Here is a 25,467-nt window from a genome sequence, read left to right on the forward strand (position 1 = left end):
AAAAAAGGGCTCGAAACTTTCAAAAACAGAGATTTTTAAAGTTGACTTAAAAACCGCTATTAAAATCTATTTTTTACTTTGCCCTGAACAAATATTGACAATTGTCGTTAAAATTAAAAGGCATAATCATAAACATTGTCAACAAGTTTTTAACAAACTGCGGTATCGCCTATAAAACCTAATGTTTTGTGAAATTATTATATAAATATTTGATTTTCAATTGTTTATAAATACGTAGTCATTCATTTAGATGTAGGATTAATCATATAAAAACAATGGCTAGTAGGCGTGTTTATTGATAGTTTTATAATTTGTATATGGTATGTAGATAACGAAAAAGAGCGTTTTAATAAACGCTCTTTTTCTCCCTAATAACTAACTAAGTAATGAAAAAGCAATCCCTAAATTGCTTGTAACAAATTAACACTGAAATAAAAAGGCAGAATTAAAAACAAATCCTGACTTTATATGATTAATAGCGTTTAACCTTTTTATTAAGAGCAAACCCCCATTCACTCCTAACTTGGTCAGTTTCATTACTCAAATATCAAAATAAACTTGTACATATTTTAATAGCAATGTATAACTGGTAAAAAAAAGTGTATAGGTGGATATTTGAAATTTAACATTCCAATTTTAAACACACTATACATAAATCTCTACATGATATACATAAAAAAACGACATCATTTAATATATGTATATATTTATAACTTAGAATCTCAATTATGTTAAAAGCTGTAATTATTGATGACGAGCCTAAGGCCATTCAAAGCTTAATTTGGGAATTGGGCAACTTCAAAAAAGAAATTGAGGTAACACAGTCATTTACAAACCCAGAAGAGGCTTTAAAATATTTAGCATCGCATACACCAGATTGTTTGTTCTTGGATGTACAGATGCCAACCATTGGTGGTTTTCAGTTTTTAGAACAGTTAGAACAAATAAATTTTGCGGTTGTAATTACAACGGCTTATGATGAATATGCAATAAAAGCACTAAAGCACGAAGCTATTGATTACCTCTTAAAACCTATAGATTCTGACGATTTAAGAGAAACCATAGATAAAATAAAAAAGCATAGTGATCGGTTTTTGAATGCAACCAAGTTAGAAAACATGCTTTCTAATTTTAATTCGAAATTCGATAAAAAACGTATTACGATAAATACAGATGGTAAGCTTTTATTTTTAGATGTTGATGATATTATCTATGTAGAATCTGACGGTAATTATAGTACGCTTTTTCTACAAGATCAAAAAAAGATAGTAGTCACTAAAAAGCTAAAAGAAGTAGATGCCATTTTACCTGAGCACTATTTTTTTAGAATTCATAATTCATTCATCATTAACCTAAATAAGATAAAAGCCTTTATAAAAAATGAAGGCTACGTGATTATGGATAGCAACCATAAAATCCCTGTTGCTAGGCAGCGTAAATCTGATTTCCTTGAAAAACTTTAATAGAATAGCTTAATATCTTTGAAAAATAACATTACATATAAAATTTTATTTTTTGTCGCAGTATTTGCGATGGGTTCTTTAATAAGCAATGCCCAAGATTTAGATTTTGAAGCTGCGCTAGATCACCTTAGTAAAACAAAACCTGCAACTTACACTGGCATTGATTCTATATTAAAACCTTTTGAAAGGGATAGTATAAAAATGAAGCGTGTTTTAGAAACTGCTAAGCTAAACGCCTATCATGAAGGTGCCAGCTATGCACTCAATGCACTTGGAGTAATCAACAGAAATATTTCTAACTATGATAAAGCCATCGAGCTTCACGAACAGGGAGAATCTTTTGCAGATAAAGCAAAAAACAATGAATTACGCATTGTAAACCTTAACATGATAGGTGTCGCTTACAGACGTATGGATATTATTAAACCTGCACTAGATTATCACACCGAAGCTTTAAAAATTGCTTACGAAGTAAAAGACCCATCACCAACCGTAAACTATAATATCGCCGTTTCACAAAATAGTATTGGAAACATTTATTTGGCGTTGCAGCAGTACGACATAGCCATAATGCAGTTTAAAAAATCACTTGAAATTGAGGAAAAAGCCAATAATAAATTAGGCTTGGCGATTAACTATCACAATATTGGTTACGCAGAAGAGGCTAAAGGGAATTTAGACATTGCATTAGCTAACTACGAAAAATCCTTGTATTACAACAAAGCTATTAATTCTGAAGTTGGTCGTATGATATGTTTTAATAGTATTGGAGGTATTTATCTTAAGAAAGAAAATTATGAAAAGGCAGAACCTATTATCAAGGATGCTCTAAAAAAATCATTGGCACTAAAGGATCAGTTCTATATTGCATCCTCTTATATTAATCTCGGCCAGCTAGAAATTGCCCTTAATCAAATTTCCCAGGCAGAAAACACCTTAAAAAAAGGCCTTGAAGTCGCTAGTACTTACAATTTAAAATCGTCTATTGCATCCTCTAGTAAATTACTTTCTGAAGTCAATAAGTTAAAAGGGAATTATAAAACTGCTTTAGAGTATTATCAAAATGCGGTAGATATTGAAAACACTATTCTTACAGAAAAAAACCTTCAATATGTTAATGATATCGTTATTGAATATGAGAACCAAAACAAGAACAATCAAATTAAAGCCTTAGCATCAGAAAAAGAAGCTATGAGGCTACGTCTGGAGCGCAACAAAAGTATTTTTTGGTATTCTATGTTAGCTTTAGCCATTTTTGGAATTGCCTTATTCATCATTAACAGAAATAGAAGTTTGGAGCAAGACAAACAAATCCTAACCTTAGAACAAGATATGTTGAGAAGCCAAATGAATCCTCACTTTATCTTTAATTCCCTGAACTCCATAAAACTCTATATCATTAATAATGAAAAGGAAAATGCGGTGTATTACCTCAATAAGTTTTCCAAATTAATTCGTAAAATCTTAATCGCTTCAAAAGAAAAAGAAACGACGTTGCATGACGAATTAGAAACCATGAAGCTTTACATGAATATAGAAAACATAAGGTTTGACAATGAGATAGATTTTAACATAAACGTTGATGAATCCATAAATACTGAAGTCACTAAGGTGCCATCGTTAATCCTTCAACCTTTTTTAGAAAATGCGCTATGGCATGGCTTATCGTCTAAACATGATAACAAAAAAATAGATTTGAACGTGTTTAAGAATTCTTCAGACTATATCACTGTTGAAATCATTGATAATGGGATTGGCAGAATCGCTTCAAAAAGAATTAAGGACAATAAAAAACTAAAACGAAAATCAGTGGGTATAGATATTACAAAAGCACGCTTGGCCAATTTCTCCAAAGCCTTTCAAAATTCTTATACTCTAGATATTGATGACCTGTACGAAAGTAACACACCTTCAGGTACTCGAGTGACGCTAAATATCCCTGTGTAAAAATTACTTCCCAAAGTTTTTCTCAGCAACCTTCTCCAGTTCAGCATACCAATCTTCACCAAACTTTCTAATTAGCGCTTCTTTTACAAACTTATAAACAGGCACTTGAAGTTCTTTTCCCAATGAACAGGCATCATCGCAAATTTCCCATTTTTCGTAGTTAACTCCAGAGAATTCAGAGTAGTCTTTTACACGTATAGGATATAAATGGCAAGACACAGGTTTTTTCCAATCAACCTCGCCTTGATTATATGCTTCTTCAATAGCGCAAAGGGCCGTATTTTTTTCATCAAAAATCACATAAGCACATTCTGCTCCATTAATCAATGGTGTTTCCAGCTCTCCATAATCTGTTTTTACGGAAGTGCCCTGAGCCTCTATGACTTCTATGCCTTCTTTTCTAAGGAATGGTTTTACTTTTGGATAAATGTCTTCTAAGATTTTGACTTCTGCTTCCTCAAGAGGTGCACCTGCATCTCCATCAACACAACAAGCACCTTTGCAAGCAGAAAGGTTGCAGACAAAGTCCTTCTGTATTATATCTTCTGAAACGATTGTTTTTCCTAGCTGAAACATGCCGCAAAAATAGTTAAAGTTTACTATAATTTAATATTGAAAATCAGTAATTAAGTCGCACCTTTGCGGCGAATTTTAGAATTAAATGTCATGGAGTTAAATTTTAAAGAGATTTTTACAGCGTTTATGGTACTTTTCGCGGTAATTGATATTATCGGAAACGTTCCAATTATCATCGATTTACGTAAAAAAGTTGGTCATATTCAGAGTGAAAAGGCGTCACTTATCGCTGGTGTGATAATGATTATTTTTCTGTTTGTTGGAAAGAGTTTACTCAACCTCATTGGTATTGATGTTAATTCTTTTGCCGTAGCTGGTGCCTTTGTTATCTTTTTTATAGCCCTAGAAATGGTTTTGGGCATTACATTATACAAAGACGAAGAGCATAATGCATTGACAGCTTCGGTTTTTCCTTTGGCATTTCCTTTAATCGCTGGCCCAGGAAGTCTAACAACCTTACTATCCTTACGTGCAGAATTTGCAATTGAAAATATTATTGTTGCCGTAATTTGCAACGTCATTTTTATATATATTGTATTGAAAACGTCGGCAAAAATTGAAAGAATATTAGGTGCAAACGGTATTAAGATTATAAGAAAAGTTTTTGGTGTAATTTTGTTGGCAATAGCAGTGAAACTTTTTGCTGCAAATATTAAAGCATTATTGGTTTAAAAACTAAACTATGAAAGTATTTACTTGGATAATAACCATTCTTGCATTAGGCCTAATGATTTTTAATGCTACAAAACTAGATTTTGAGGCACCTTTTGAAGGAGAAAGCTACACAGCTGTTCTTACTATTATAGCTTCATTATGTGCTGTAATTTTACTTCAAATTCTTAGAATTTCTAAGAAAATTGAAACCCTAAGTAAGAAACATAAATGAATTTTGATGTTTTAATCATAGGAGGTGGAGCAGCGGGTTTGTCTTGCGCATTGGTTTTAGGTTCGGCAAAAGAAAAGGCCTTTGCTAAAGATAAGTCTATTGGTATAATAGCCCATCAAAAAGCGTCGCACTTACAAAATGCGCTTTTCAAGAATGTGTTAGGATTACAACCTGGCACTTTGGGTAAGGATATCTTAGAAAGCGGAAAGGAACAGCTCAAAGAGCTATATCCTCATATATCCCAAATTGAAAAGGAGAAAGTAACGCAAATAGAGAAACTTTCAGGTGGATTTAAAGTCATTACCAATAAAGGCATTTATCATTCAAAAATTGTTGTTGTTGCGGTTGGTTATACAAATCTTATGACCATAAAAGGCCTTGAAGATTATGTTGAACCTCATCCTAGAACAAAACCTGAAAAAAATAGAATCTGGTTAAAAAACACTGATCATTTAATTGAAGAAAACCTTTATGTTGCTGGTACCTTGGCTGGTTGGAGAAGTCAATTTTCAATGGCTTGTGGAAGCGGATCACATGTTGCTACAGATATTCTAACACTTTGGAATGATGGGCAGCACACTAAAGTGCATGATAAGATTACTGTTTAAAATTTGGGTATTCTGTACTTAAGAGTATCACCTCCTGTACCATTACATCTTCTTTATTAAGGATTTCTTCAAAAGCATTGTCATCATACAATTGCCTTGCTAAAGTAGCTTTAATCAATCGTCTGATTTCGTCGTTATAAGCAACAAAGGTTAAATTTGTGCCTTCTCTTCGGTTAACAAATTCCTGAAAGCGAACAACAATATCATCACTCACTTCAAAATTATTAATGAAGTCATATTTAGTAACGTGGTCGTATGCATTTCTATCTTTATCCAATTCTTCAAAAACGAAATAACCAAAATGCCCTCTTCTACGTAAATAGTTTATGGTTTCGTTATCAAACGAACGGTCAACAGGTACAAAAACATCTGGTATAATACCTCCGCCTCCATAAACAATCTTACCCTTTGGTGTTGTAAATTTTAAGGAATCATCTACTTTAATACTCTCCTCGTCAGCCAGCTCACCAGTTCTAAGGCGTTTGTAATAATCGTTGTAATAGGATCTATTGTCCCCATTGGTATAAGGTCGTTGTATTGATCGACCTGTTGGAGTATAATATCTTGAAACCGTTAAACGTACCGCACTACCATCACCCAATGCCATTTCACGTTGTACCAAACCTTTGCCATAAGATCGACGTCCTATAATAATACCTTTGTCATTATCCTGAAGTGCACCAGCTATAACCTCACTTGCCGAGGCTGAGTTCTCATTTATCAAAATATAAATCTCACCATCCTCAAAATCGCCTCTACGTGTGGCATAAGTACGCTCTTCTTTTCCTTTTTTATCTCTGGTAAACAAAATAAGCTTATCGTCCTCCAAAAATTCATCAGCAATTTGTTCTGCAATTCCCAAAAATCCCCCTGGATTATCCCTCAAATCTAGGGCTAATTTGGTTGCACCTTGCTCCTGTAATTCTTCTAAAGCCGATTTAAATTCTTTAAAACTAGATTCTGCAAAACGGTTCATTTTGATGTAACCTAATTCATCGGTCAACATGTAAGCCGCTTCAATGCTTTTAATTGGAATATCTTTTCGTCTTATTTCAAACTCAAGTAATTTATTTTCACTCTTTCGGTAAACAGTCAGGTTAACCTTTGTGTTTTTATCGCCTTTAAGTTTTTTTGAAATAAAATCGCTCGTAATATCCTTTCCGAAAATAGTGTCGCCATCTGCCATTAATATGCGGTCACCGCCTAAAATTCCGGCACGTTCACTCGGGCCACCTTCTGTAGGTTTTACAACTGCAATGGTATCTCTATATGGATAGTAGTTAATCCCGATGCCGACAAAATCACCTTTCATGTTTTCGGTAATTCGCTGTAAATCTTCTTTTGGAATGTAGGTAGAATGTGGATCTAGATTATCTAAAATACCGTTAACGGTTACATCCACTATGCTATCCGTATCAACTTCATCTACATACTCATAATCTATGTAATCTATTAATCGGTTGAGCTTGTCTTTTTTACTATTGGTAGTAAAAAGATTATCAGAAGTGTCAGTAAAATTCAACTTACCACCAATGACAACACCTGTTGCTATTGCAACACCGATGATAAGTGGTATGTATTTATTTTTTGTTGCCATTAGGCTTTTAAATCTTCAATATGCTCTAATTCTATTCCTGCTTTTTTTAAAAATTGCAGTCCAGAATCATCTTTATAACCTTCTTGATACACTACACGAATTATGCCAGCCTGATGAATCAACTTACTACATTCCTTGCAAGGTGATAACGTAATATATAATGTTGCTCCTTTACAAGATTGTGTTGAGGATGCTACTTTTAGAATGGCATTAGCTTCAGCATGTAAAACATACCACTTAGTATAGCCTTCCTCATCTTCGCAGTAATTTTCAAAACCTGTTGGTGTTCCATTATAGCCATCAGAAATAATCATTCTATCTTTTACAATCAGCGCTCCTACCTGTTTGCGCTTACAATGAGACAGCTTTCCCCACTCTTGTGCAATTCTTAAATAGGCCTTATCGTAACGTAATTGTTTTTCCTTGGACATTAAGCATTAATGTAAGTAACGAATATAAAAGGTTAGAATTGTATAAACAATTTACTTGCCGTTAAAGTTTTATCAATTATGAAGCGTTTAACAAATCACTACCTATTATCATTGGGATCACCAATCCAATAACAATAGCAGAAAGGACCATGACCCAATCTCTACGCGAAAATCTAAAGATAGTTTGAAACAAGAACCCTAAAAATAAGATAATGAAAACCACAATGATTTGAGCTATCTCTATACCAATGGCAAACTCAATAAGAAATGCCAAAGAGCCATCGTCTAACATCTTTGCTTCACGTGCAAAACCTAATCCGTGAATAAGTCCGAAAAAAAGCGTGGTAATAAAAAGCACACTAATTTTATTGTTTCGTTCTTTTTTGCCTGCGGTAAACACATTATAAATAGCCGCTATTAAAATGGTTATCGGTATTAAAAATTCTACCAATTTGCTGTTAACGGTAACAACATCATAGGCACCTAGAAATAGAGAAACTGTATGGCCTACTGTAAAGAGTGTCACCAAAACCAAAACACGTTTCCAGTCCTTAAACACATAAGGCACAGCTAATACCATCAAAAAAAGCACATGGTCGTAGCCATTAATATCTAAAATATGGTTAATGCCTATTTTAACATTAAACCAGAAGTTTTCTAACATAATTAATTCATTTGGGATAGTCCAAAGTTACGATTAAAATGCAATATGCTCTAGTTAAAATAAAGTGAATAAAATTTGCTTATTGATAATTTCTTTCGGAATATTGTGTACACAAAGTTCAATTAACTTATTGAGATGTTATCAAGAAAGGTGGAGGGATTAGACCCATTGAAACCTTAGCAACCCTTAAACTTATTAAGAAGGTGCTAAATTCTACTGTTTATAGCGAATCATTTCTCGCAAATTCGGATAGATAACCTAAACGAAATTACACATCTGTAATTCCATATTTTCTTATAACATTTTTCTATTAAGCACACCTTTACGGTGCAATTGACTTTTGGTTTTACCAAAAAAACAACTATGACCAAACGCAATAGTAAAGTAGAAATCGAATTGTTAAAACGAATCTTAGTCCTCGATGGAGCCATGGGAACCATGCTTCAGCAGTATAATTTCTCAGAAGAAGATTTTAGAGGCGAACGTTTTAAGGATTACCCTTCGCCACTAAAAGGCAACAACGATTTGTTATCCATAACACAACCAAAAGCCATAGCAGAAGTACATGCTAAATACTTTGAAGCTGGTGCAGACATCGTTGAAACCAACACATTTTCTGGCACAACAATCGCCATGGCAGATTACGATATGGAAGATTTGGTGTACGAGCTCAATTTTGAATCCGCCAAAATTGCGAAACAAGTTGCTGATGAATTCACAAAAGCCAACCCAGAAAAACCACGTTTTGTGGCAGGTAGTATTGGTCCAACCAATAAAACCGCAAGTTTATCACCAGACGTTAACCGACCAGAGTACAGAGCGATTACTTTTAACGAATTACGAATTGCCTACAAACAACAAGTTGAAGCCTTAATTGATGGTGGTGTTGATATCCTTTTAGTTGAAACTATTTTTGACACGCTTAATGCAAAAGCAGCTTTATTCGCTATTGAAGAAGTTAAGGAAGAACGAAACATAGACATTCCGATTATGGTTTCGGGAACGATTACAGATGCTTCGGGTAGAACTTTATCTGGTCAAACGGTTGAAGCTTTTTTAACCTCAATATCTCATATTCCTTTATTGAGTGTTGGCTTTAATTGTGCACTTGGTGCAGAACAGTTGAAACCATATTTACAACGGCTTTCTAACGAAACTGAATTTTTTACCTCAGCACATCCCAACGCAGGTTTACCTAATGCTTTTGGAGAATATGATGAATCACCCAAACAGATGCAAGGCTTTATTGAAGACTATCTTAAGGATGGCCTCATCAATATAATTGGTGGTTGCTGTGGCACAAGTCCAGATCACATCAAAGCTATTGCTGAAGTTGCTCAGAAATACAAACCAAGACAGATAGTTGTTAGTTGTTAGTTGTTAGTTCACAAAAAAGAAGAAATGAATTATATAGAATTAGACGTTTGGAAATCATCTAGAGAATTAGTTAAAAAAGTTTATCTCTTGAGCGATCTATTCCCCAAAGAAGAATTATATGCATTAACAAATCAAGTTAGAAGATGTTCAATCTCTATACCTTCAAATATTGCTGAAGGTCTAGGAAGACAGTCTAATAAAGAGACCATTCATTTTTTATATATCTCAAAAGGATCTTTGTATGAACTAGAAACTCAGCTTTATTTAGCCTTTGATTTGCAATACATTTCCGAAGAACAACTAGAGAACATATTAACAAAAATTACAACTTGTAAAAAATTATTGAACGGATTCATTAATTATTTCAAATCAAAAAAATAGTATGAGTTCATCCAACAACAAACAACTAACAACTAGCAACCAATATAAATATTTAACCTTATCTGGATTAGAACCACTCGTTGTAACTCCAGAAAGTAATTTTATAAATGTAGGAGAGCGAACAAACGTAACTGGATCCCGAAAATTTTTACGTTTAATAAAAGAAGAAAAATACGATGAAGCCCTTGATGTTGCTAGAGATCAGGTAGAAGGTGGCGCGCAGATTCTAGATGTTAACATGGATGAAGGTATGCTCGATGGAGTCCATGCCATGACGAACTTTTTAAACCTCATCGCGTCTGAACCAGATATTTCTAGAATCCCATTAATGATCGATAGCTCTAAATGGGAAATTATCGAAGCTGGCTTACAAGTTGCACAAGGAAAATGTGTGGTCAACTCTATAAGTTTAAAAGAAGGCGAAGCTGAATTTAAGCGTCAAGCAAAATTGGTAAAACGCTACGGAGCTGCTGTCATTGTCATGGCTTTTGATGAAGATGGGCAAGCAGACACTTACGATAGACGTATTGAAATCTGTAAACGTTCTTATGATATTTTAGTTAACGAGCTAAACTTTCCACCTCAAGACATTATTTTCGACCCTAATATTTTTCCTGTGGCAACAGGTATGGATGAGCATCGCAGAAATGCCATCGACTTTTTTGAAGCCACAAAATGGATTCGTGAAAATTTACCTTATGCCAATGTTTCTGGTGGAGTGAGTAACGTCTCATTTTCTTTTAGAGGAAACAATGTGGTTAGGGAAGCCATGCACTCATCATTTTTATACCATGCCATTAAAAACGGAATGAATTTAGGTATCGTTAACCCAACCATGCTTGAAATTTATGACGAAATAGACAAGGAGTTATTAGAACTAGTTGAAGATGTGCTATTCGATAGACGCGATGATACCACAGAACGCTTATTGGATTTTGCAGAAGAACTTAAGGCAAAAGGTTCAACCTCAACAAGTAAAGATGCAGCAGTACAGGAATGGAGAAACGATCCTCTACAAGATAGAATCACGCATGCTTTGGTAAAAGGTATTGATGCCTTTATCATAGAAGATGTTGAAGAGGCTCGATTAGCTTCCAAAAAACCAATTGATGTTATAGAAGGTCATTTAATGATTGGTATGAATGTAGTAGGAGATTTATTTGGTAGCGGAAAAATGTTTTTACCACAAGTGGTGAAATCGGCACGTGTAATGAAAAAAGCCGTGGCTTACCTCCAACCTTTTATTGAAGCAGAAAAAGATGGTAAGCAAGAATTTGCCGGCAAAATTTTAATGGCTACCGTAAAAGGTGATGTTCATGATATTGGTAAAAATATAGTAAGCGTCGTTTTAGGCTGTAATAATTACGAAATTGTAGATTTAGGAGTAATGGTACCACCTGAAAAAATCATTGAAACTGCAAAAAGAGAAAATGTAGATGTCATTGGTTTGAGTGGTTTAATTACCCCATCGTTAGATGAAATGGTCTATGTCTCAAAAGCCATGGAAAAGGAGCAATTGAATATTCCACTTATTATTGGTGGTGCGACAACCTCTAGAGCACATTCCGCAGTAAAAATTGCACCACATTACAGTAATACGGTTGTTCATATTAATGATGCCTCAAGAGCGGTTACTGTGGTTGGAAATTTACTTCAAAATGACAGTAGGATTTATAAAAATCAAATTCGAGAAGAGTATGATTTGTTCCGAGAGCAATTTATGAAACGAGGCAAAAAGAAAGAATATCTTTCTATTGAAGACGCTAGGAAAAATAAATTTAAAATCGACTGGAACACTTCTGAAATTGTAAAACCACAACAATTGGGAGTTCAGGTTATAGAAGATTTTGATATTACAAAGCTTGAAGATTTTATCGATTGGACACCATTTTTTAGAAGTTGGGATTTGCATGGTAAATATCCAGCGATTTTAACTGATGCTATTGTTGGCGAACAAGCCACAGAATTATTTACTGATGCTCAAGTTTTACTCAAACGTATTTTTGATGAAAAGCTTTTGAAGGCCAAAGCCGTATTTGGAGTTTTTCCTGCAAATACAATAAATGATGATGATATAGAGATGACAATGTCATCTCGAGCGCAGTCGAGAGATCTCTTAGAAAAAGAAAGTTACAAATTCTTAACCCTTCGCCAACAATCTAAAAAATCTGAAGGCAAACCAAACATAGCATTAGCAGATTTTATAGCACCTAAATCTTCTGGCAAACAAGATTATATGGGTTGTTTTTGTGTTTCAACCGGATTTGGAACCCAAGGACTAGCAGCACAATTTGAAAAGGACAATGACGATTACAACGCCATAATGATTAAAGCGCTTGCCGATAGATTGGCAGAGGCTTTTGCTGAATATTTACACAAAGAAGTTAGGACAAAACATTGGAATTACGCTAAAAACGAAAACCTAACGAACGAAGACCTGATTAAAGAAAATTATAAGGGAATTCGCCCAGCACCAGGTTATCCAGCTTGTCCAGATCATCTGGAAAAAACAACCATTTGGAAACTTCTTAATGTAAAAGAAGCTATTGGAGTAGAGCTTACGGATAGTTTGGCCATGTGGCCAGCAGCAAGTGTAAGTGGCTACTATTTTGCAAATCCTGAAGCTAAATATTTTGGGTTAGGGAAAATTAAAGAAGACCAAATTAAAGATTATGCGACGCGCAGAGACATTAGCGAGGAAGAAGCAAAAAAATGGTTGAGCCCGAATTTAGCGGATTAGCGCGTTAGCGATTGCAGTGGCATCCTTTTTTGAGGCACGAGAAAAAGATATAACGGAAAGCGCGACCCTTGTGGTAACGCCAAAACAATAATTTAATGAGATACCTGCTTTTGCAGGCACAAGATGAAAGTAACAGAACACATAAAAAAAGCCAACGGAAAAACACAGTTTTCCTTTGAGATATTGCCACCTTTAAAAGGGCAACATATACAGTCTATTTTTGATAATATTGACCCTTTAATGGAATTTAAACCCCCATTTATTGATGTCACTTATCATCGCGAAGAATACGTTTTTAAGGAAGTTGAAAATGGCTTGCTGAAAAAGCAAGTGGTTAAAAAACGACCAGGTACAGTGGGTATTTGTGCTGCTATACAAAATAAATATGGTGTGGATGCCATTCCGCATATTTTGTGCGGAGGATTCACTAAAGAGGATACCGAAAATTTCTTGATCGACTTAGACTTTTTGGACATTGATAATGTGATGGCATTACGTGGTGATGCGGTAAAAAGTGAAACTTATTTTAAACCCGAAAAAGAGGGTCACAATTATGCCAATGAATTGGTTGCGCAAATTGAAGATTTAAACAAAGGTATTTATCTAGACGAAGAATTATTGAATAGTTCTAAAACCGACTTTTGCATTGGTGTTGCGGCATACCCAGAAAAACATATGGAAGCTCCTAGCCTAGATAGCGACATCCATTTTTTGAAAAAGAAAATAAAAAATGGTGCTACATACATCGTCACCCAAATGTTTTTTGACAACCAAAAGTATTTTGATTTTGTGAAAAAATGTAGAAAGGAAGGTATTACCGTACCTATTATCCCAGGATTAAAACCCATATCCACAAAAAAACAACTGAATTTAATTCCACATCGCTTTCATGTTGATTTACCAGAGGATCTAATTATAGCTGTTGTAAAATGTAAAGACAATAAACAAGTGAGACAAGTTGGTATCGAGTGGTGTATTGAACAATCCAAAGAATTGCAAAAAGTTGGTATTCCCGTATTACATTATTATTCCATGGGAAAGAGCACGAACATAAAAGCCATTGCTGAACAAATTTTTTAGGTTATTATGACCAATAGGTGTTATTTTTATAAAAAAATACTATGAAGTTATTAAATCTCGCTTTTAGCCTTTTAGTTTTTATATTTCTATTTAGCTGTAGTTCTAATGATTCAAATGAAGTTGACCCAACGCTAAATTTAAATTTATCTTCACTTACGACGTTTCCTGCAAATGGAGAAACGCAATCAGTTAATGTAATATCTAATATTAACTGGAGTGTAGCAGAATCTGTTAATTGGATTACCACATCACCATCAAGCGGAACTAACAATGGTTCAATAAATATTTCTGTACAAGCAAACTCAAGCTCTAATAGTCGAACAGGAATAGTTACGGTTTCTGGCGGTAATATTTCAAGAGACGTTACAATTATTCAAGCAGCAGCAGATAACTCAGGAGAGTTAGACCCAAATAAAGCGCCTTCAGAAAATTTTGATTTATCTACTTGGAAGTTAAGCATCCCAGAAGACGAAGGTGATGGTACGGCAACAGATATTTCGGTTAGTGAGATTAACAATGGCTATGAAAATGTAAACTATTTTTATACTGCAGATGATGGTGGCATGGTTTTTAAATGCCCTGTCGCTGGTTTTACAACTTCTACAAATACAAGTTATACAAGAGTAGAGTTACGCGAAATGCTTAGAGGTACTGATACAAGCATTAGTACACAAGGTGTTAATGGTAATAACTGGGTTTTTGGTACCGCACCAGCTTCAGACATTAATGCTGCTGGAGGTTATGATGGCGAAATGAATGCCACACTTGCAGTAAATCATGTGACTACAACAGGCAGTGATGGTCATATCGGGAGAGTTATTATTGGACAAATACATGCCAATAGCGATGAGCCTATTCGTTTATATTATAGGAAATTACCAAATAATGCATTAGGTTCAATTTATTATGCTCACGAACCTACTGATGGCAATGGAGATGAACAATGGCATGAAATGATAGGTTCTCGTAGTAATAGTGCTTCCAACCCTTCTGATGGAATAGCACTTGATGAGGTATTTAGTTATAGGCTTAAAGTCGTTGGAGATATATTAACGGTTACAATTATTAGAGAAGGAAAAGATGATATTGTTAGAACCGTTGATATGGTAAATAGTGGCTTTAATGTTGGTGGTCAATATATGTATTTTAAGGCTGGTGTATATCATGTGAACAATTCTGGAAATGATGATGATTATGCACAAGCAACGTTTTACGCTTTAGAAAAATCGCACACTACAAATTAGTATATGTTTTTAAACACTTATTATAGCTAAATGCTATCCAAAAATACGGAATTAAGGCTTTGGTCTATTTAGGAAAATAGGAATATCGTATTCCTGTAGTACGTTATTACCTAAGGTCAAGAGTGATAATATTAGGGCTGATCCGAGTGCTTTTATTAAGCTAAAAAGTCCTTTGACAGTTATCAAAGGACTTTCTTGTACTCAAGGTGGGAATAACACCTATTAAATTACTGCAAATCCTATTATTTCAAAAAAACACTCAAAACCTTAATAAAACAGGGTATTTTATAAATTTAATTAAATCTTGACTTTCATTGAGATTTCATTTTATTTAATAATTGTGGGGAACATGTGGGGATTAAATGCTATATTTACTGTAGTAAAATAATCTAATCTTGGCAACAGTAAAATACAGAATAAAAGGAAAAGCCGACCCTGCTTCTATCTACATTAGACTACGTGATGGTAGAGAAACAGATTTAGAAGTATCAACAGGATTGAAAGTTCCCAAAAAACACTGGAGTAGTAACAAATCTTTAGTTAAGACAGTATCTGACTTTGATTATGCAGAAACAAACTCCAAATTAAGAAAACTAGAATCATTCATTATAGACCAGTTTAATTTAGGTAGCACTAACGGAACTGCCATTGACAATATTTGGTTAAAGAACTGTATTAATGCTTTGTTCATTAGACCTAATAAAAACGATGCAGATAGTAAAACCTATTTAGTTGCTTTTACAGAGGCTTTTATTGAAGAGTCAAAATATCGGTTAACTAAAAAAGGAACTCCTTTGAGCGATAGAGTAATTAAACGTTATACTTCAACAAAAAATCATCTAATTGGATTTGAGGAAAGTTCAAAAACTCGTCTTCGGTTATTGGATATTAACCTGAAGTTTCATTCAAAGCTTGTGGATTATTTATCTAATAAAAAGCACCTTAATCCAAATACTGTAGGAAGATACATTGATGATGTTAAATTGTTTTGTAAAAGAGCCGAAAGTAAAGGGCTAAAAGTGAATCCTGAATATAAACATCCAGATTTTCATTCTCCATCCAACAAAACAAAAGACATCTATTTAACGATTGATGAAATAAATGATGTCTATAATGTTGACCTATCAAAAAAGGAAATGTTAGATAATGCAAGAGATTGGTTTATTATCGGACTATGGACAGGATTAAGAATTTCAGACTTTTTATCACTCACCAAGAAGAATATTGAAAAAGGTTATTTTGAGGTTGTAACAACAAAAACTTCCTTCCCAGTTATAATACCTATTCACCCTCAAATTGAAGCAATATTAAAGAAACGTAATGGGCAATTTCCACGTAAAATATCACACCAGAAATTCAATGAATACATTAAAAAGGTATGTGAATTAGCTGAAATAAATGATAAGGTAGAAGGAGCTAAAATGGTCAAAATTAAAAAGGGCAAAGAAAAAATCTCACGAAAGAAGTTTGATGTATATTACAAACATGAGCTTGTAAGTAGCCATGTTTGCAGAAGGTCGTTCGCTACTAATCATTATGGTAAACTAGACACATTAACTATAATGAAAATCACAGGACACCAAACCGAGAAGCAATTTTTGGAGTACATTAAGGTAACGCCTAAAGAACATGCAGAGAAATTAAAGAGTTTATGGGATAATTTACACCTCACGAATAAGCAATGAGAAATATTAGTAAAAAGAATTTAATAATTGATTTAATAACATTCATAAACACATCAGAATTTGATGAAGATAAATTTGGTTATTACAGTTTAGACGACTTAAAGAAGTTTAGGTATTTTGATGAAGCTAATTATTTTGAATCCATTACAAAAATCAATCATGGACTTTGCAATGAAGATATTCAGATACTTGAGGGAATGAGATTTTTCAATGATTCTGACCAAGTAGTATTAGATGAATTCAACGAATTTCCTTTAACAAAAGATGAAGTCAGCACAATTAAAAATGTAATGACCAATCTTAAAAATTATCAATATCGATTTGAAGATATATCCCAAGAAGATTTTGATGCTAATTTTCATAGATATATTAAGCTTTATAATTCCAACAAGTCAAGTATTCCTGTAACTCATTTCTTTTTCTACACAACTTTGATTGAACATAAAACTAAAGTGCTTTACGATGAGTTCAAAACAAGTGTGATTGATAGTTATGAAATTGTTGAAAAAGACATGTTGGGGTTTGAAAAAATATTCAAAAGCAAATTATCAAAAGAAATAGAGGATAAATTGTACAAGGCTACCAAAGAGAAAAGATTCTTTACTAGGGGATTAGTAGATGAAGATGGTTTGTATTTGAATCCAAATGATAACTTAATAAGCCTTATACAGAAAACTTCAAAGGATAAGGCTTTTGAAAAGACTCTATTGGAATTAAATAAAGATAGTCTTGAAAATGAATTTAAAACCTGTCATTCTTACTTTGCTTTCAATTGGCTAAATAACACTTTTATTGGTAGTGAAGTTCTGGAAGTAAATCTATCTGAAGAAACAAGAAAAGCTATACATGAGAACACTCAAAAATATCAAGCTTTAAATAAGTGGTCACAGGAAATTGGTCTTATAAACTATTTGGAGAGGGCATTTACAAACTCTCAAATAAGAATAATTATATCTATCATTGCTCAAAGAGATTTTTCTAATCTATCAATTAGAAATTATACTTTCGATGCATTAACAGAACTATTTACATTCTGTTACTATGTTGGTTATTTTGAATTCCTGTCACAAATTAAACAGGAAGACTTAAACTCCATCAATGGATTTAAAATATTAGATGAGCATCTAAATTTTTTCGAGAATAACGTCGATATAAAAGTTTTTCGAGATTATTATAAGCAAAAAGATTCCCCTACAAATAAAAAAAGATACCCTTTTAATAAGCGAGAAAAGGTTAAAAAAATCATTACACAAAGATTAGGTTTTAACGCTGATAAACTTCAAAAAATCTCCAATTTGACATTTTAATTAACCTCCCTCTTTTCCCTCTCATTTCCCTCTAGTGTAATACAATTTATTTCACCGATGTAACTACCTGTTAATTAATAACTTAATATTTATTAATAGGTGATGTAAGTTTTCTCTTTTTGTGTAAATCCCTCTTTATGTGATTTGTACCATATCAATTTTAAATAATAAAATTATGGTTCAACAAACATTAATTACACAGCTACATCCTGACCAATTAAAAGATTTAATTGTAGCAGGAATTAGAGAAGAGTTTAAAGAGCTTATCTCTCAATTAACTCCTCAAAAAAACCAAGAAGAACTTCTAACAAGAAAGGAAGTATGTACGATTCTTCAATGCTCTATGACGACCTTGTGGCATTGGAGCAATAAAGGTATTCTTATTCCTATAAGAACTGGTAGAAATGTGAGGTATTTAAAAAGTGATATTGAAGATTTTATTAACTCTAAAAAACAGTAGCTATGATTAATAAAATCAACAGTATTACTAATAGGAAGATTGTTGACAATTTTAATGACATAGAAGCTGTAATTAATTATGTCAGAGACAATCAAAGACCAGAATATAAATACATTGAAAAAGCCAGAAGTTTTGGTAAGGGAACTGATGAGTATGATACTTTAAAAAGGAATAAAATTCCATGTGCTATTATCAATTTTGAACATGATAAATATGTAAAACGTTCAACACTACTAAAACCTACTGGCTACATGTATCTTGATATAGATGATGAGTGTGATTTAGATTTTGACTTAAACTATGTTCATGCTTATTGGAGAAGTCTTTCTAATAATGGGTATTCGGTAGTTTTAAAGGTCAAAGGTCTTAATGACAATCATTTGAAAGAATCTTATAGATATGTAGGAGATTTATTAGATGTAGGTTATGATAAAGCTGCTATCTCAAAAGATAGAGTCACTGTACTATCCTATGACCCTAATGCTTACTTTAATAATGACTCTATTGTTATAGATTTAAGTAGTATAGAATTTACCCAACACAGTAACAAAAAATCTTTTTATTTAGGTTATGACTGTGATGGGGATAAAATTAGGTTTGATAATCGAGAAGAAGTAATGATTGAAAAGGGTATTGTGTTAAATTACAATGAAGATGGTTTGTTCGATTTGGGTAAGAATAACAAGTTAGAATTTTCGGAGGTCAAAGCTCCCTTCAAACCTATACATAAAGGCAGAAGAGAGAAAGTAATGAGTTCAATAGCCCATCAATTGATAGCATTAAATAAAAGCTATCCTAAAAGTAGATTGTTTGCTCTTATAAATGCCATCAATAAGGACAAAATGATTCCTCCACTTGATATTGATGAAATTAATTCAATTGTAAATAAAAAATTTAGAAATAGACACAATCTAACTCCTTTAATCAATGCATCCAGAAGGTTTTTTTATAACCCTGAATACAGCTTAAATGCAACGCAAAAAAGACGATTAACAATAAAAAAAATTAATAGAGATAGGATTGAAATGTCTAAAATAAAAATTACAAAAACACTAACTAATTGGGATTATAAAAAGCATGGTAAAATTACCATAAAAGGAGTTGCTTCAATAAGTAAAATGAATCGTAAAACAGTTCAAAAGTATTATTCAGAGCTTATTGAGAAATTGAACATATCCAAAACAAAGCAAATCCAATGCAAATAACTTATTTGCTAACGTTCTTTGACATATAAATCATTCAATTCAAATTCATTGCTCAAATAGATTCTAATTTTCAAGCTATCGACTAACATCAAGTATTTAAGTAGTTCTGGGTAGGCTTTAGCTCCTGTCTTGCCAATAACAATATTTTTATCCTTTATTATTTCAGATTTCAAAACATAATCTAACACTAAAGGATTGTCTAGGTATGGTTTTATGAGCCTTTTAAAAACAGTATTGTAATGACTACCCCATGTGCATTCAATAAAATGTTTGAGGATATTTACCATTTCGGATTTGATTTCTTTTATGATAACTTTTTGTTCTTGAATAGGTTTAGTATCTAAAGAGCTAATTAAAGGCATAAAGTCATAATTTATCAAATCCATATCTAATTGAATTTTAGCTTAAAATTCTTTGATAAGTAAACAATCACAGTCAATATTAAACTAACTAATAAAACATACTTAAAATCCATAAAAGTAGCTTTAAAGTAATATGAAATTCTATTGGTATAAGGTTTAAAATCTCCACCAACAAACTTCATATCTCCTATTGTAAAATTGTTGCCATCAAAGGTGAATCTTGAGCCAAAAGGTGTATCAAGATAGATATTTTCTAAAGGCGTTTTAGGTGAAACATAATCAACTAGGTTAATCTTTCCTCCAGTATATGTGTTTTCTACATTGGCTACGTATGAGAAGTCCCCAAAATGCTCTATTACAAACACCAATATTATACTAGATAATAATCCAATTATGATTGATTTTGGTATATCTTTCTTTATAGTAATTGTTTTTTTCATATCTCAAATGGCACTTTAAAAAGTTGACATTAATGTTTACAATTTATGCTAATATAAGAAGTAAAATTGACAATAATGTCAATAGCTTTTTCAAAAATAGAATCATATAAATACTTGTTCGGAGATAATATCAAACGCATAAGAGAGTCAAAGAGTTTATCTCAATTTGATTTAGCTTCTCTTGTAAATGATATAACGGAGAGTTCCAAATTTGACAAGACTTCAATTTCTCGAATTGAGAATGGAAGAACAAATATTACTTTAACAACTGCAATTAAATTAGCACTAGCTCTTGAGGTTGAACCTAAAGAACTTTTTGATTTCAAAACTTCTAAATAAATCACGAAAGACCTATATGTCTTAACCCCATTTTTGAGCCTATTTTGGGCTATTTTTTTCACAAGGCAAAACAACTAGTTAAACAATATAATCAAAACGCAAATTTTTGAGGAGCTATCAAAATTGATTTTGAAGTAATCATTTTCATCTTTATTACCCCAAATCATTTCCTTTTAAAACCAACTTTACTATATTTATCCCTAATTCTCTCCCAAGTTAATTAAACATATATTTTAAAAAGATTTATGACAAACATAAAAGAGTCAGCTAACTTTATTTGGTCTATTGCAGACCTTTTAAGAGGTGATTACAAACAAAGTGATTATGGTAAGGTTGTTTTGCCTTTAACCGTTTTAAGGCGTTTAGATTGCGTTTTAGAAAACACCAAAGCAAACGTACTTAAAAAGTACAACCAGGTTAAGACCATGAACATTCAAAATCTTGACCCAATCCTAAATAAAGAAGCAGGTTATAACTTTCATAATAAAAGCCAATTCGACTTTAATAAGCTTATTGCAGACCCAAATAATATTGCTTCTAACTTGAGAAATTATATTAATGGTTTTTCAGAGGATGCCAGAGAGATTATTGAGCAGTTTGAGTTCGATAACCAAATTACCAAGCTAGATGATGCTAATTTGTTGTTTATGGTCTTAAAACGCTTCCAAGAGGTCGATTTACATCCTAATAAAATTTCCAGTATGGAAATGGGTTATATGTTTGAAGAGCTTATTAGGAAGTTTGCTGAAATCTCTAACGAAACAGCAGGGGAACACTTTACACCTAGAGAGGTAATTCGTTTAATGGTGAACCTATTGTTTATGAACGATAGAGAAATTCTTACCCAAAAAGGTATTGTAAAAACCATTTTTGACTGTTGTGCAGGAACTGGAGGCATGTTATCTGTAGCCGAAGAGTATTTAGCTGAACTGAATCCAGAGGCTCGTTTGGAGGTGTTTGGTCAAGAGCTAAACCCAGAATCTTATGCTATCTGTAAATCTGATATGCTAATTAAAGGGCAAAACCCTTCAAACATCAAACATGCTAATAGTTTAAAACGTATTACAGACACCAAATTAAAGGGCGACCAGTTTATTAATCATAAGTTCGATTACTTAATTACAAACCCTCCTTTTGGAGTCAAGTGGAAAAAGGTTGAAAAAGAAGTAAAAGACGAACATAATGAGCTTGGTCATGGTGGACGTTATGGAGCAGGATTACCTTCTGTAAGTGATGGTTCTTTCTTGTTTTTAATGAACCTTATCAGCAAAATGCAAGACCCAAAAAAAGGTGGTTCTCGTTTGGCAATCGTTTTTAATGGTTCTCCATTATTTTCTGGTTCACCTAGTAGTAAAAAGAATGAAAGCTCTATTCGCCAATGGATAATTGAAAACGACCTTTTAGAAGCCATTATAGCACTTCCTAATCAATTATTTTACAATACTGGCATAAGTACCTACATCTGGATAATTAGCAACCATAAAACTACTGAACGTAAAGGCAAAGTACAACTGGTTAATGCTATTGACTTCTATAAAAAAATGAGTAAATCTTTAGGTGATAAACGCAATGAGTTGAGTGATGACCACATTAAGGAAATCACAGAGCTTTATGGCAATTTTAAAGAAAGTAAATATTGCAAAATTTTTGACAATGAAGATTTTGGCTACTCTAAAGTAACTGTTGAAAGACCTCTTAAAGAAAATGGCAAAGTAGTAACAGACCGTAGTGGCAACCCAAAACCAGATAGCAGTTTAAGAGACACCGAAAATATTCCCTTAAAAGAAGATGTTACAAGCTATATGAAACGAGAAGTATTGCCTCATGTGCCTGATGCTTGGGTCGATGAAAAGAAAACCAAAATTGGTTACGAAATCAACTTTACAAAATACTTTTATGAATATAAACCATTAAGGTCTTTAGAGGAAATTAGAGCTGACATTTTAGCTTTAGAAGAACAAACCGATGGTTTAATTAAAGAAGTGATAAAATAATGGCAGAATGGAAATATAGAATCAAAAAAGAAAGTCAATTAAAAAGTTGGTTTTATGGAAAGAAAGGAAATAGAGAATTTGATTCTTTTAATGCTTTTTATAATTGGTACAGAAATATAGAAAAGCAATGTTTTTATTGTGGAATTTCAGAACAAGAATGTCAAGAGATTGTGCATAAAGGCATTTTAACTTCTAACAGATTCCCTAAATATGGTAATTTTAAACAGGGAGTCAATAGAGGTTATTGGTTGGAGATAGACCGTAAAATGCCTAAAGAAAAATACTCAAAGGACAACTGTGTATTGGCTTGTTATTTTTGTAATAATGATAAAAGTGATGTCTTTAATGATGAACAATACAAGTTATTCTTTCAAGACCGAGCTAAATTTTTAAGAAGTTTATTAGAATGAATAGAAAGCTAGGAAAATTAAACAAAGTCAATTTAAGAGAGTATTGGGCACACGAAGCTCTTGACTTTACACAATGGTTAGCCCAAGAAGAGAATATTCAATTATTAAGTGATGAAATTGGCGTTTCGTTAATCAATGTAAGACCAGAGGAGGCTATTGGACGATACAATGTAGATTTAGTGGCTACCGATGAAGATTCAGAACGTAAAGTCATTATTGAAAACCAATTAGAATACACAGACCACAAGCATTTAGGACAAATTATTACTTATGCCTCTGGCTATAATGCAAGTATTATTATTTGGATTGTTAAAGAAGTAAGAGAGGAACACCAAAAAGCTATGGAGTGGCTAAACAATAACACTTCGGCAGATTTAAGTTTCTTCTTAATTCGTATGGAGTTATGGCAAATTGGCGATTCACCTTTTGCTCCTAAATTTCATATTATAGTTGAGCCTAATGACTGGGCAAAAGCCTTACAGGATAGCACAACTACAACTAAAGAGTTAACCGACACTAAATTAAGTCAGCTAGACTTTTGGAAGCAATTTAAGGACTTTGCTAAAGCCAACAATACCAGTTTAAGAATAGGTAGAAAAGCAAGAGCACAGCATTGGTACAATATCAGTTTTGGAACTTCCGAAGCACACATTGCATTAACAGTAAGCACCAGAGATAATGCAATTGCTTCTAGCATTTACATATCAAAATCTCCTGAACTTTTTGAAAAATTCTTACTAAACAAGGAAGCTATAGAAGAAGGTTTAGGCTTTTCTTTAGAATGGCATGAATTGGAAGGTAAATTAGCTTCAAGAATTACCATTGGAAGACATGCCGACCTAAACAATGAAGATGAATGGGAAACCTATTTTAGTTGGTTACTTGAAAAGGCTGAAAAAATGGCTAAAGAATTTTCTAAATATTATTAATGAGGCGTTACGAAACATATAAAGATTCTGGTGTTGAGTGGATTGGTGAAATTCCAGTTTCTTGGCAATTAAAAAGAATTAAACATACTACTTATGTGAAAGGTCGTATAGGTTGGAAAGGTTTAAGGTCTGATGAATTTCTTGAAGAGAGTGATAGCTTTGTTGTTACTGGAACAGACTTTAAAAAAGGAAAAATAAAATGGGAAACATGTTATCAAATTCCAAAAGAAAGATATGATGAAGACCCATTTATACAATTAAAGGAAGGTGATTTGTTAATAACAAAAGATGGCACTATTGGAAAAATAGCTGTTGTAAAAGATATACCAAAAATGGCAACACTCAATAGTGGTGTATTTGTAACAAGACCTAAAACTGATGATTATAAATCGGAATATCTATATTGGGTTTTAGAATCTGACGTTTTTAAATCGTTTTATGATTACAATAAATCTGGTTCTACAATTCAACATCTTTATCAAAACGTTTTTAACGAGTTTAAGTTTACTTGCCCTACATTAGAGGAACAGGTTAGAATCAATAAATACCTCATTCAAAAAACAAAAAGTTTAGATAAGTTAATTTCTAAAAAAAAGCAACTTATTCAACTTTTAGAAGAAGAGCTTACAGCCATTATAAACCAAGCAGTAACCAAAGGATTAAATCCAGATGTATCTATGAAAGATTCTGGTATTGATTGGTTGGGTGAAATTCCAGAGCATTGGGATGTAATTTTATTCAAAAGGATAATTAAAAGAATAAAAGATGGTACTCATGGGACATTCGTAAGAGTTCCTAAAGGCAGACCTTTTTTAAGTGCAAAAAATGTCTATAATGATGGCATTAAAATTACTAAAAATGAAAGCTATATTTCTGAAGAGAGTTATCAAGAAATTGTGAAAAATGGTTTTCCTCAAAAGAATGATTTATTACTAACATGTGTGGGAACAATAGGAAGAGTTTTTGTTTATGATAAAGAAGAATCTTTGGCTTTCCAAAGAAGTGTAACATTTATTAGGTTCTATATTAAAAAAGCTAACCCTAAATATTATAAAATATATGTTGAGTCTGATATGTATCAAAATGTTTTAAAAAGTTTAGCTAAAACAAGTGCTCAAAGTGGAGTTTATATGTCGGACATTATGAATAGCATTTGTATTCTACCTCCAATTGGTGAGCAAAATAAAATTATTGAATTTGTTGAAAAGAAAAGATTTGAAATTGACAAAACCATAAGTCAGGTTTCAAAAGAAATAGAACTTTTAAAAGAATACAAAACCACATTAATTAGTGATGTAGTTACTGGTAAAATTGATGTTAGAGAAGAAGTGTTAAATTAGCA

The 25,467-nt window shown here is 32.8% G+C and carries 25 protein-coding genes and 1 riboswitch; of the genes, 19 read left to right on the forward strand and 6 right to left on the reverse strand.

Going from position 1 to position 25,467, the window contains the following annotated elements:
* Positions 1-728: 728 nt before the first annotated feature.
* Both SIB89_RS08035 and SIB89_RS08040 read left to right on the forward strand, forming a co-directional pair.
* On the forward strand, positions 729-1,463 hold the full coding sequence (locus SIB89_RS08035) for a LytR/AlgR family response regulator transcription factor (protein WP_155088846.1): 735 nt from the start codon (positions 729-731) through the stop codon (positions 1,461-1,463).
* A gap of 18 nt (positions 1,464-1,481) precedes the next feature.
* Positions 1,482-3,410 carry a tetratricopeptide repeat protein gene (locus tag SIB89_RS08040; RefSeq protein WP_412561830.1) on the forward strand — a complete coding sequence of 643 codons (1,929 nt, stop codon included), beginning with the start codon at positions 1,482-1,484 and terminating at the stop codon, positions 3,408-3,410.
* Between the two features lie 3 nt (positions 3,411-3,413).
* Here SIB89_RS08040 and SIB89_RS08045 read toward each other — a convergent pair whose 3' ends face one another.
* Positions 3,414-3,986 (reverse strand): DUF3109 family protein, encoded by a 573-nt coding sequence (locus tag SIB89_RS08045; protein WP_155088848.1) that lies wholly within the window; start codon positions 3,984-3,986, stop codon positions 3,414-3,416.
* 90 nt (positions 3,987-4,076) lie between these two features.
* Between SIB89_RS08045 and SIB89_RS08050 the strand changes: the two genes are divergently transcribed.
* The 3 genes from SIB89_RS08050 to SIB89_RS08060 are packed head-to-tail and all read left to right on the forward strand — an operon-like array spanning position 4,077 to position 5,480.
* Positions 4,077-4,658, forward strand: coding sequence for a MarC family protein (locus tag SIB89_RS08050; protein ID WP_155088850.1), 582 nt, complete (start codon positions 4,077-4,079; stop codon positions 4,656-4,658).
* Between the two features lie 10 nt (positions 4,659-4,668).
* Positions 4,669-4,872 carry a hypothetical protein gene (locus tag SIB89_RS08055; RefSeq protein WP_155088852.1) on the forward strand — a complete coding sequence of 68 codons (204 nt, stop codon included), beginning with the start codon at positions 4,669-4,671 and terminating at the stop codon, positions 4,870-4,872.
* Complete coding sequence (locus tag SIB89_RS08060) at positions 4,869-5,480, forward strand: FAD-dependent oxidoreductase (protein ID WP_412561831.1); 612 nt, start codon at positions 4,869-4,871, stop codon at positions 5,478-5,480. The genes SIB89_RS08055 and SIB89_RS08060 overlap by 4 nt, the downstream gene beginning before the upstream one ends.
* Here the strand turns inward: SIB89_RS08060 and SIB89_RS08065 are convergent.
* From SIB89_RS08065 to SIB89_RS08075, 3 genes are all read right to left on the reverse strand, one after another.
* Positions 5,470-7,077 (reverse strand): S41 family peptidase, encoded by a 1,608-nt coding sequence (locus SIB89_RS08065; RefSeq protein ID WP_412561832.1) that lies wholly within the window; start codon positions 7,075-7,077, stop codon positions 5,470-5,472. The two genes, SIB89_RS08060 and SIB89_RS08065, sit on opposite strands and share 11 nt — an antisense overlap.
* Positions 7,077-7,508, reverse strand: a complete 432-nt coding sequence (locus tag SIB89_RS08070) for a deoxycytidylate deaminase (RefSeq protein WP_155088857.1) — start codon at positions 7,506-7,508, stop codon at positions 7,077-7,079. The genes SIB89_RS08065 and SIB89_RS08070 overlap by 1 nt, the downstream gene beginning before the upstream one ends.
* Positions 7,509-7,584: 76 nt before the next feature.
* Positions 7,585-8,172 carry a HupE/UreJ family protein gene (locus tag SIB89_RS08075; protein ID WP_412561833.1) on the reverse strand — a complete coding sequence of 196 codons (588 nt, stop codon included), beginning with the start codon at positions 8,170-8,172 and terminating at the stop codon, positions 7,585-7,587.
* A 135-nt stretch (positions 8,173-8,307) separates the two neighbouring features.
* Positions 8,308-8,432: riboswitch (SAM riboswitch) on the forward strand.
* Positions 8,433-8,535: 103 nt separating this feature from the next.
* Here SIB89_RS08075 and SIB89_RS08080 point away from each other — a divergent pair.
* From SIB89_RS08080 to SIB89_RS08120, 9 genes are all read left to right on the forward strand, one after another.
* Positions 8,536-9,549 carry a homocysteine S-methyltransferase family protein gene (locus tag SIB89_RS08080; RefSeq protein WP_412561834.1) on the forward strand — a complete coding sequence of 338 codons (1,014 nt, stop codon included), beginning with the start codon at positions 8,536-8,538 and terminating at the stop codon, positions 9,547-9,549.
* 24 nt (positions 9,550-9,573) lie between these two features.
* A complete protein-coding gene (locus SIB89_RS08085; RefSeq protein ID WP_412561835.1) occupies positions 9,574-9,930 on the forward strand; it encodes a four helix bundle protein in 357 nt (118 codons plus the stop codon).
* Position 9,931: 1 nt separating this feature from the next.
* On the forward strand, positions 9,932-12,670 hold the full coding sequence (gene metH, locus SIB89_RS08090) for a methionine synthase (protein ID WP_412561836.1): 2,739 nt from the start codon (positions 9,932-9,934) through the stop codon (positions 12,668-12,670).
* Between the two features lie 123 nt (positions 12,671-12,793).
* Positions 12,794-13,750: a methylenetetrahydrofolate reductase [NAD(P)H] gene (metF, locus tag SIB89_RS08095; RefSeq protein ID WP_412561837.1), complete on the forward strand. Its 957-nt coding sequence runs from the start codon at positions 12,794-12,796 to the stop codon at positions 13,748-13,750.
* A 41-nt stretch (positions 13,751-13,791) separates the two neighbouring features.
* A complete protein-coding gene (locus SIB89_RS08100; RefSeq protein ID WP_412561838.1) occupies positions 13,792-14,994 on the forward strand; it encodes a polysaccharide lyase family 7 protein in 1,203 nt (400 codons plus the stop codon).
* Positions 14,995-15,389: 395 nt separating this feature from the next.
* Positions 15,390-16,679 carry a phage integrase SAM-like domain-containing protein gene (locus SIB89_RS08105; protein WP_412561839.1) on the forward strand — a complete coding sequence of 430 codons (1,290 nt, stop codon included), beginning with the start codon at positions 15,390-15,392 and terminating at the stop codon, positions 16,677-16,679.
* Positions 16,676-17,986: a hypothetical protein gene (locus SIB89_RS08110; RefSeq protein ID WP_412561840.1), complete on the forward strand. Its 1,311-nt coding sequence runs from the start codon at positions 16,676-16,678 to the stop codon at positions 17,984-17,986. Before SIB89_RS08105 ends, SIB89_RS08110 begins: the two co-directional genes overlap by 4 nt.
* 175 nt (positions 17,987-18,161) lie before the next feature.
* Entirely contained in the window at positions 18,162-18,446 is a 285-nt protein-coding gene (locus SIB89_RS08115) for a helix-turn-helix transcriptional regulator (protein ID WP_412561841.1), read from the forward strand.
* A gap of 2 nt (positions 18,447-18,448) precedes the next feature.
* Positions 18,449-19,651 carry a primase C-terminal domain-containing protein gene (locus SIB89_RS08120; protein WP_412561842.1) on the forward strand — a complete coding sequence of 401 codons (1,203 nt, stop codon included), beginning with the start codon at positions 18,449-18,451 and terminating at the stop codon, positions 19,649-19,651.
* Positions 19,652-19,659: 8 nt separating this feature from the next.
* On the opposite strand, the gene SIB89_RS08125 is transcribed toward SIB89_RS08120, so the two are convergent.
* Positions 19,660-20,037, reverse strand: coding sequence for a hypothetical protein (locus SIB89_RS08125; protein ID WP_412561843.1), 378 nt, complete (start codon positions 20,035-20,037; stop codon positions 19,660-19,662).
* A gap of 2 nt (positions 20,038-20,039) precedes the next feature.
* Positions 20,040-20,453 (reverse strand): hypothetical protein, encoded by a 414-nt coding sequence (locus SIB89_RS08130; protein WP_412561844.1) that lies wholly within the window; start codon positions 20,451-20,453, stop codon positions 20,040-20,042.
* A 75-nt stretch (positions 20,454-20,528) separates the two neighbouring features.
* Here SIB89_RS08130 and SIB89_RS08135 point away from each other — a divergent pair, with 75 nt between their 5' ends.
* From SIB89_RS08135 to SIB89_RS08155, 5 genes are all read left to right on the forward strand, one after another.
* Complete coding sequence (locus SIB89_RS08135; protein ID WP_412561845.1) at positions 20,529-20,792, forward strand: helix-turn-helix domain-containing protein; 264 nt, start codon at positions 20,529-20,531, stop codon at positions 20,790-20,792.
* 245 nt (positions 20,793-21,037) lie between these two features.
* Positions 21,038-22,786 carry a type I restriction-modification system subunit M gene (locus SIB89_RS08140; protein WP_412561846.1) on the forward strand — a complete coding sequence of 583 codons (1,749 nt, stop codon included), beginning with the start codon at positions 21,038-21,040 and terminating at the stop codon, positions 22,784-22,786.
* The gene (locus SIB89_RS08145; RefSeq protein ID WP_412561847.1) at positions 22,786-23,196 is read left to right on the forward strand and encodes a hypothetical protein; all 411 of its coding nucleotides are present in this window, start codon (positions 22,786-22,788) and stop codon (positions 23,194-23,196) included. Before SIB89_RS08140 ends, SIB89_RS08145 begins: the two co-directional genes overlap by 1 nt.
* Positions 23,193-24,125, forward strand: coding sequence for a DUF4268 domain-containing protein (locus SIB89_RS08150; protein ID WP_412561848.1), 933 nt, complete (start codon positions 23,193-23,195; stop codon positions 24,123-24,125). Before SIB89_RS08145 ends, SIB89_RS08150 begins: the two co-directional genes overlap by 4 nt.
* Entirely contained in the window at positions 24,125-25,465 is a 1,341-nt protein-coding gene (locus tag SIB89_RS08155; RefSeq protein ID WP_412561849.1) for a restriction endonuclease subunit S, read from the forward strand. The genes SIB89_RS08150 and SIB89_RS08155 overlap by 1 nt, the downstream gene beginning before the upstream one ends.
* Positions 25,466-25,467 lie beyond the last annotated feature (2 nt).

This window comes from Winogradskyella sp. MIT101101, from assembly GCF_047126865.1.
GTDB lineage: Bacteria > Bacteroidota > Bacteroidia > Flavobacteriales > Flavobacteriaceae > Winogradskyella > Winogradskyella ouciana.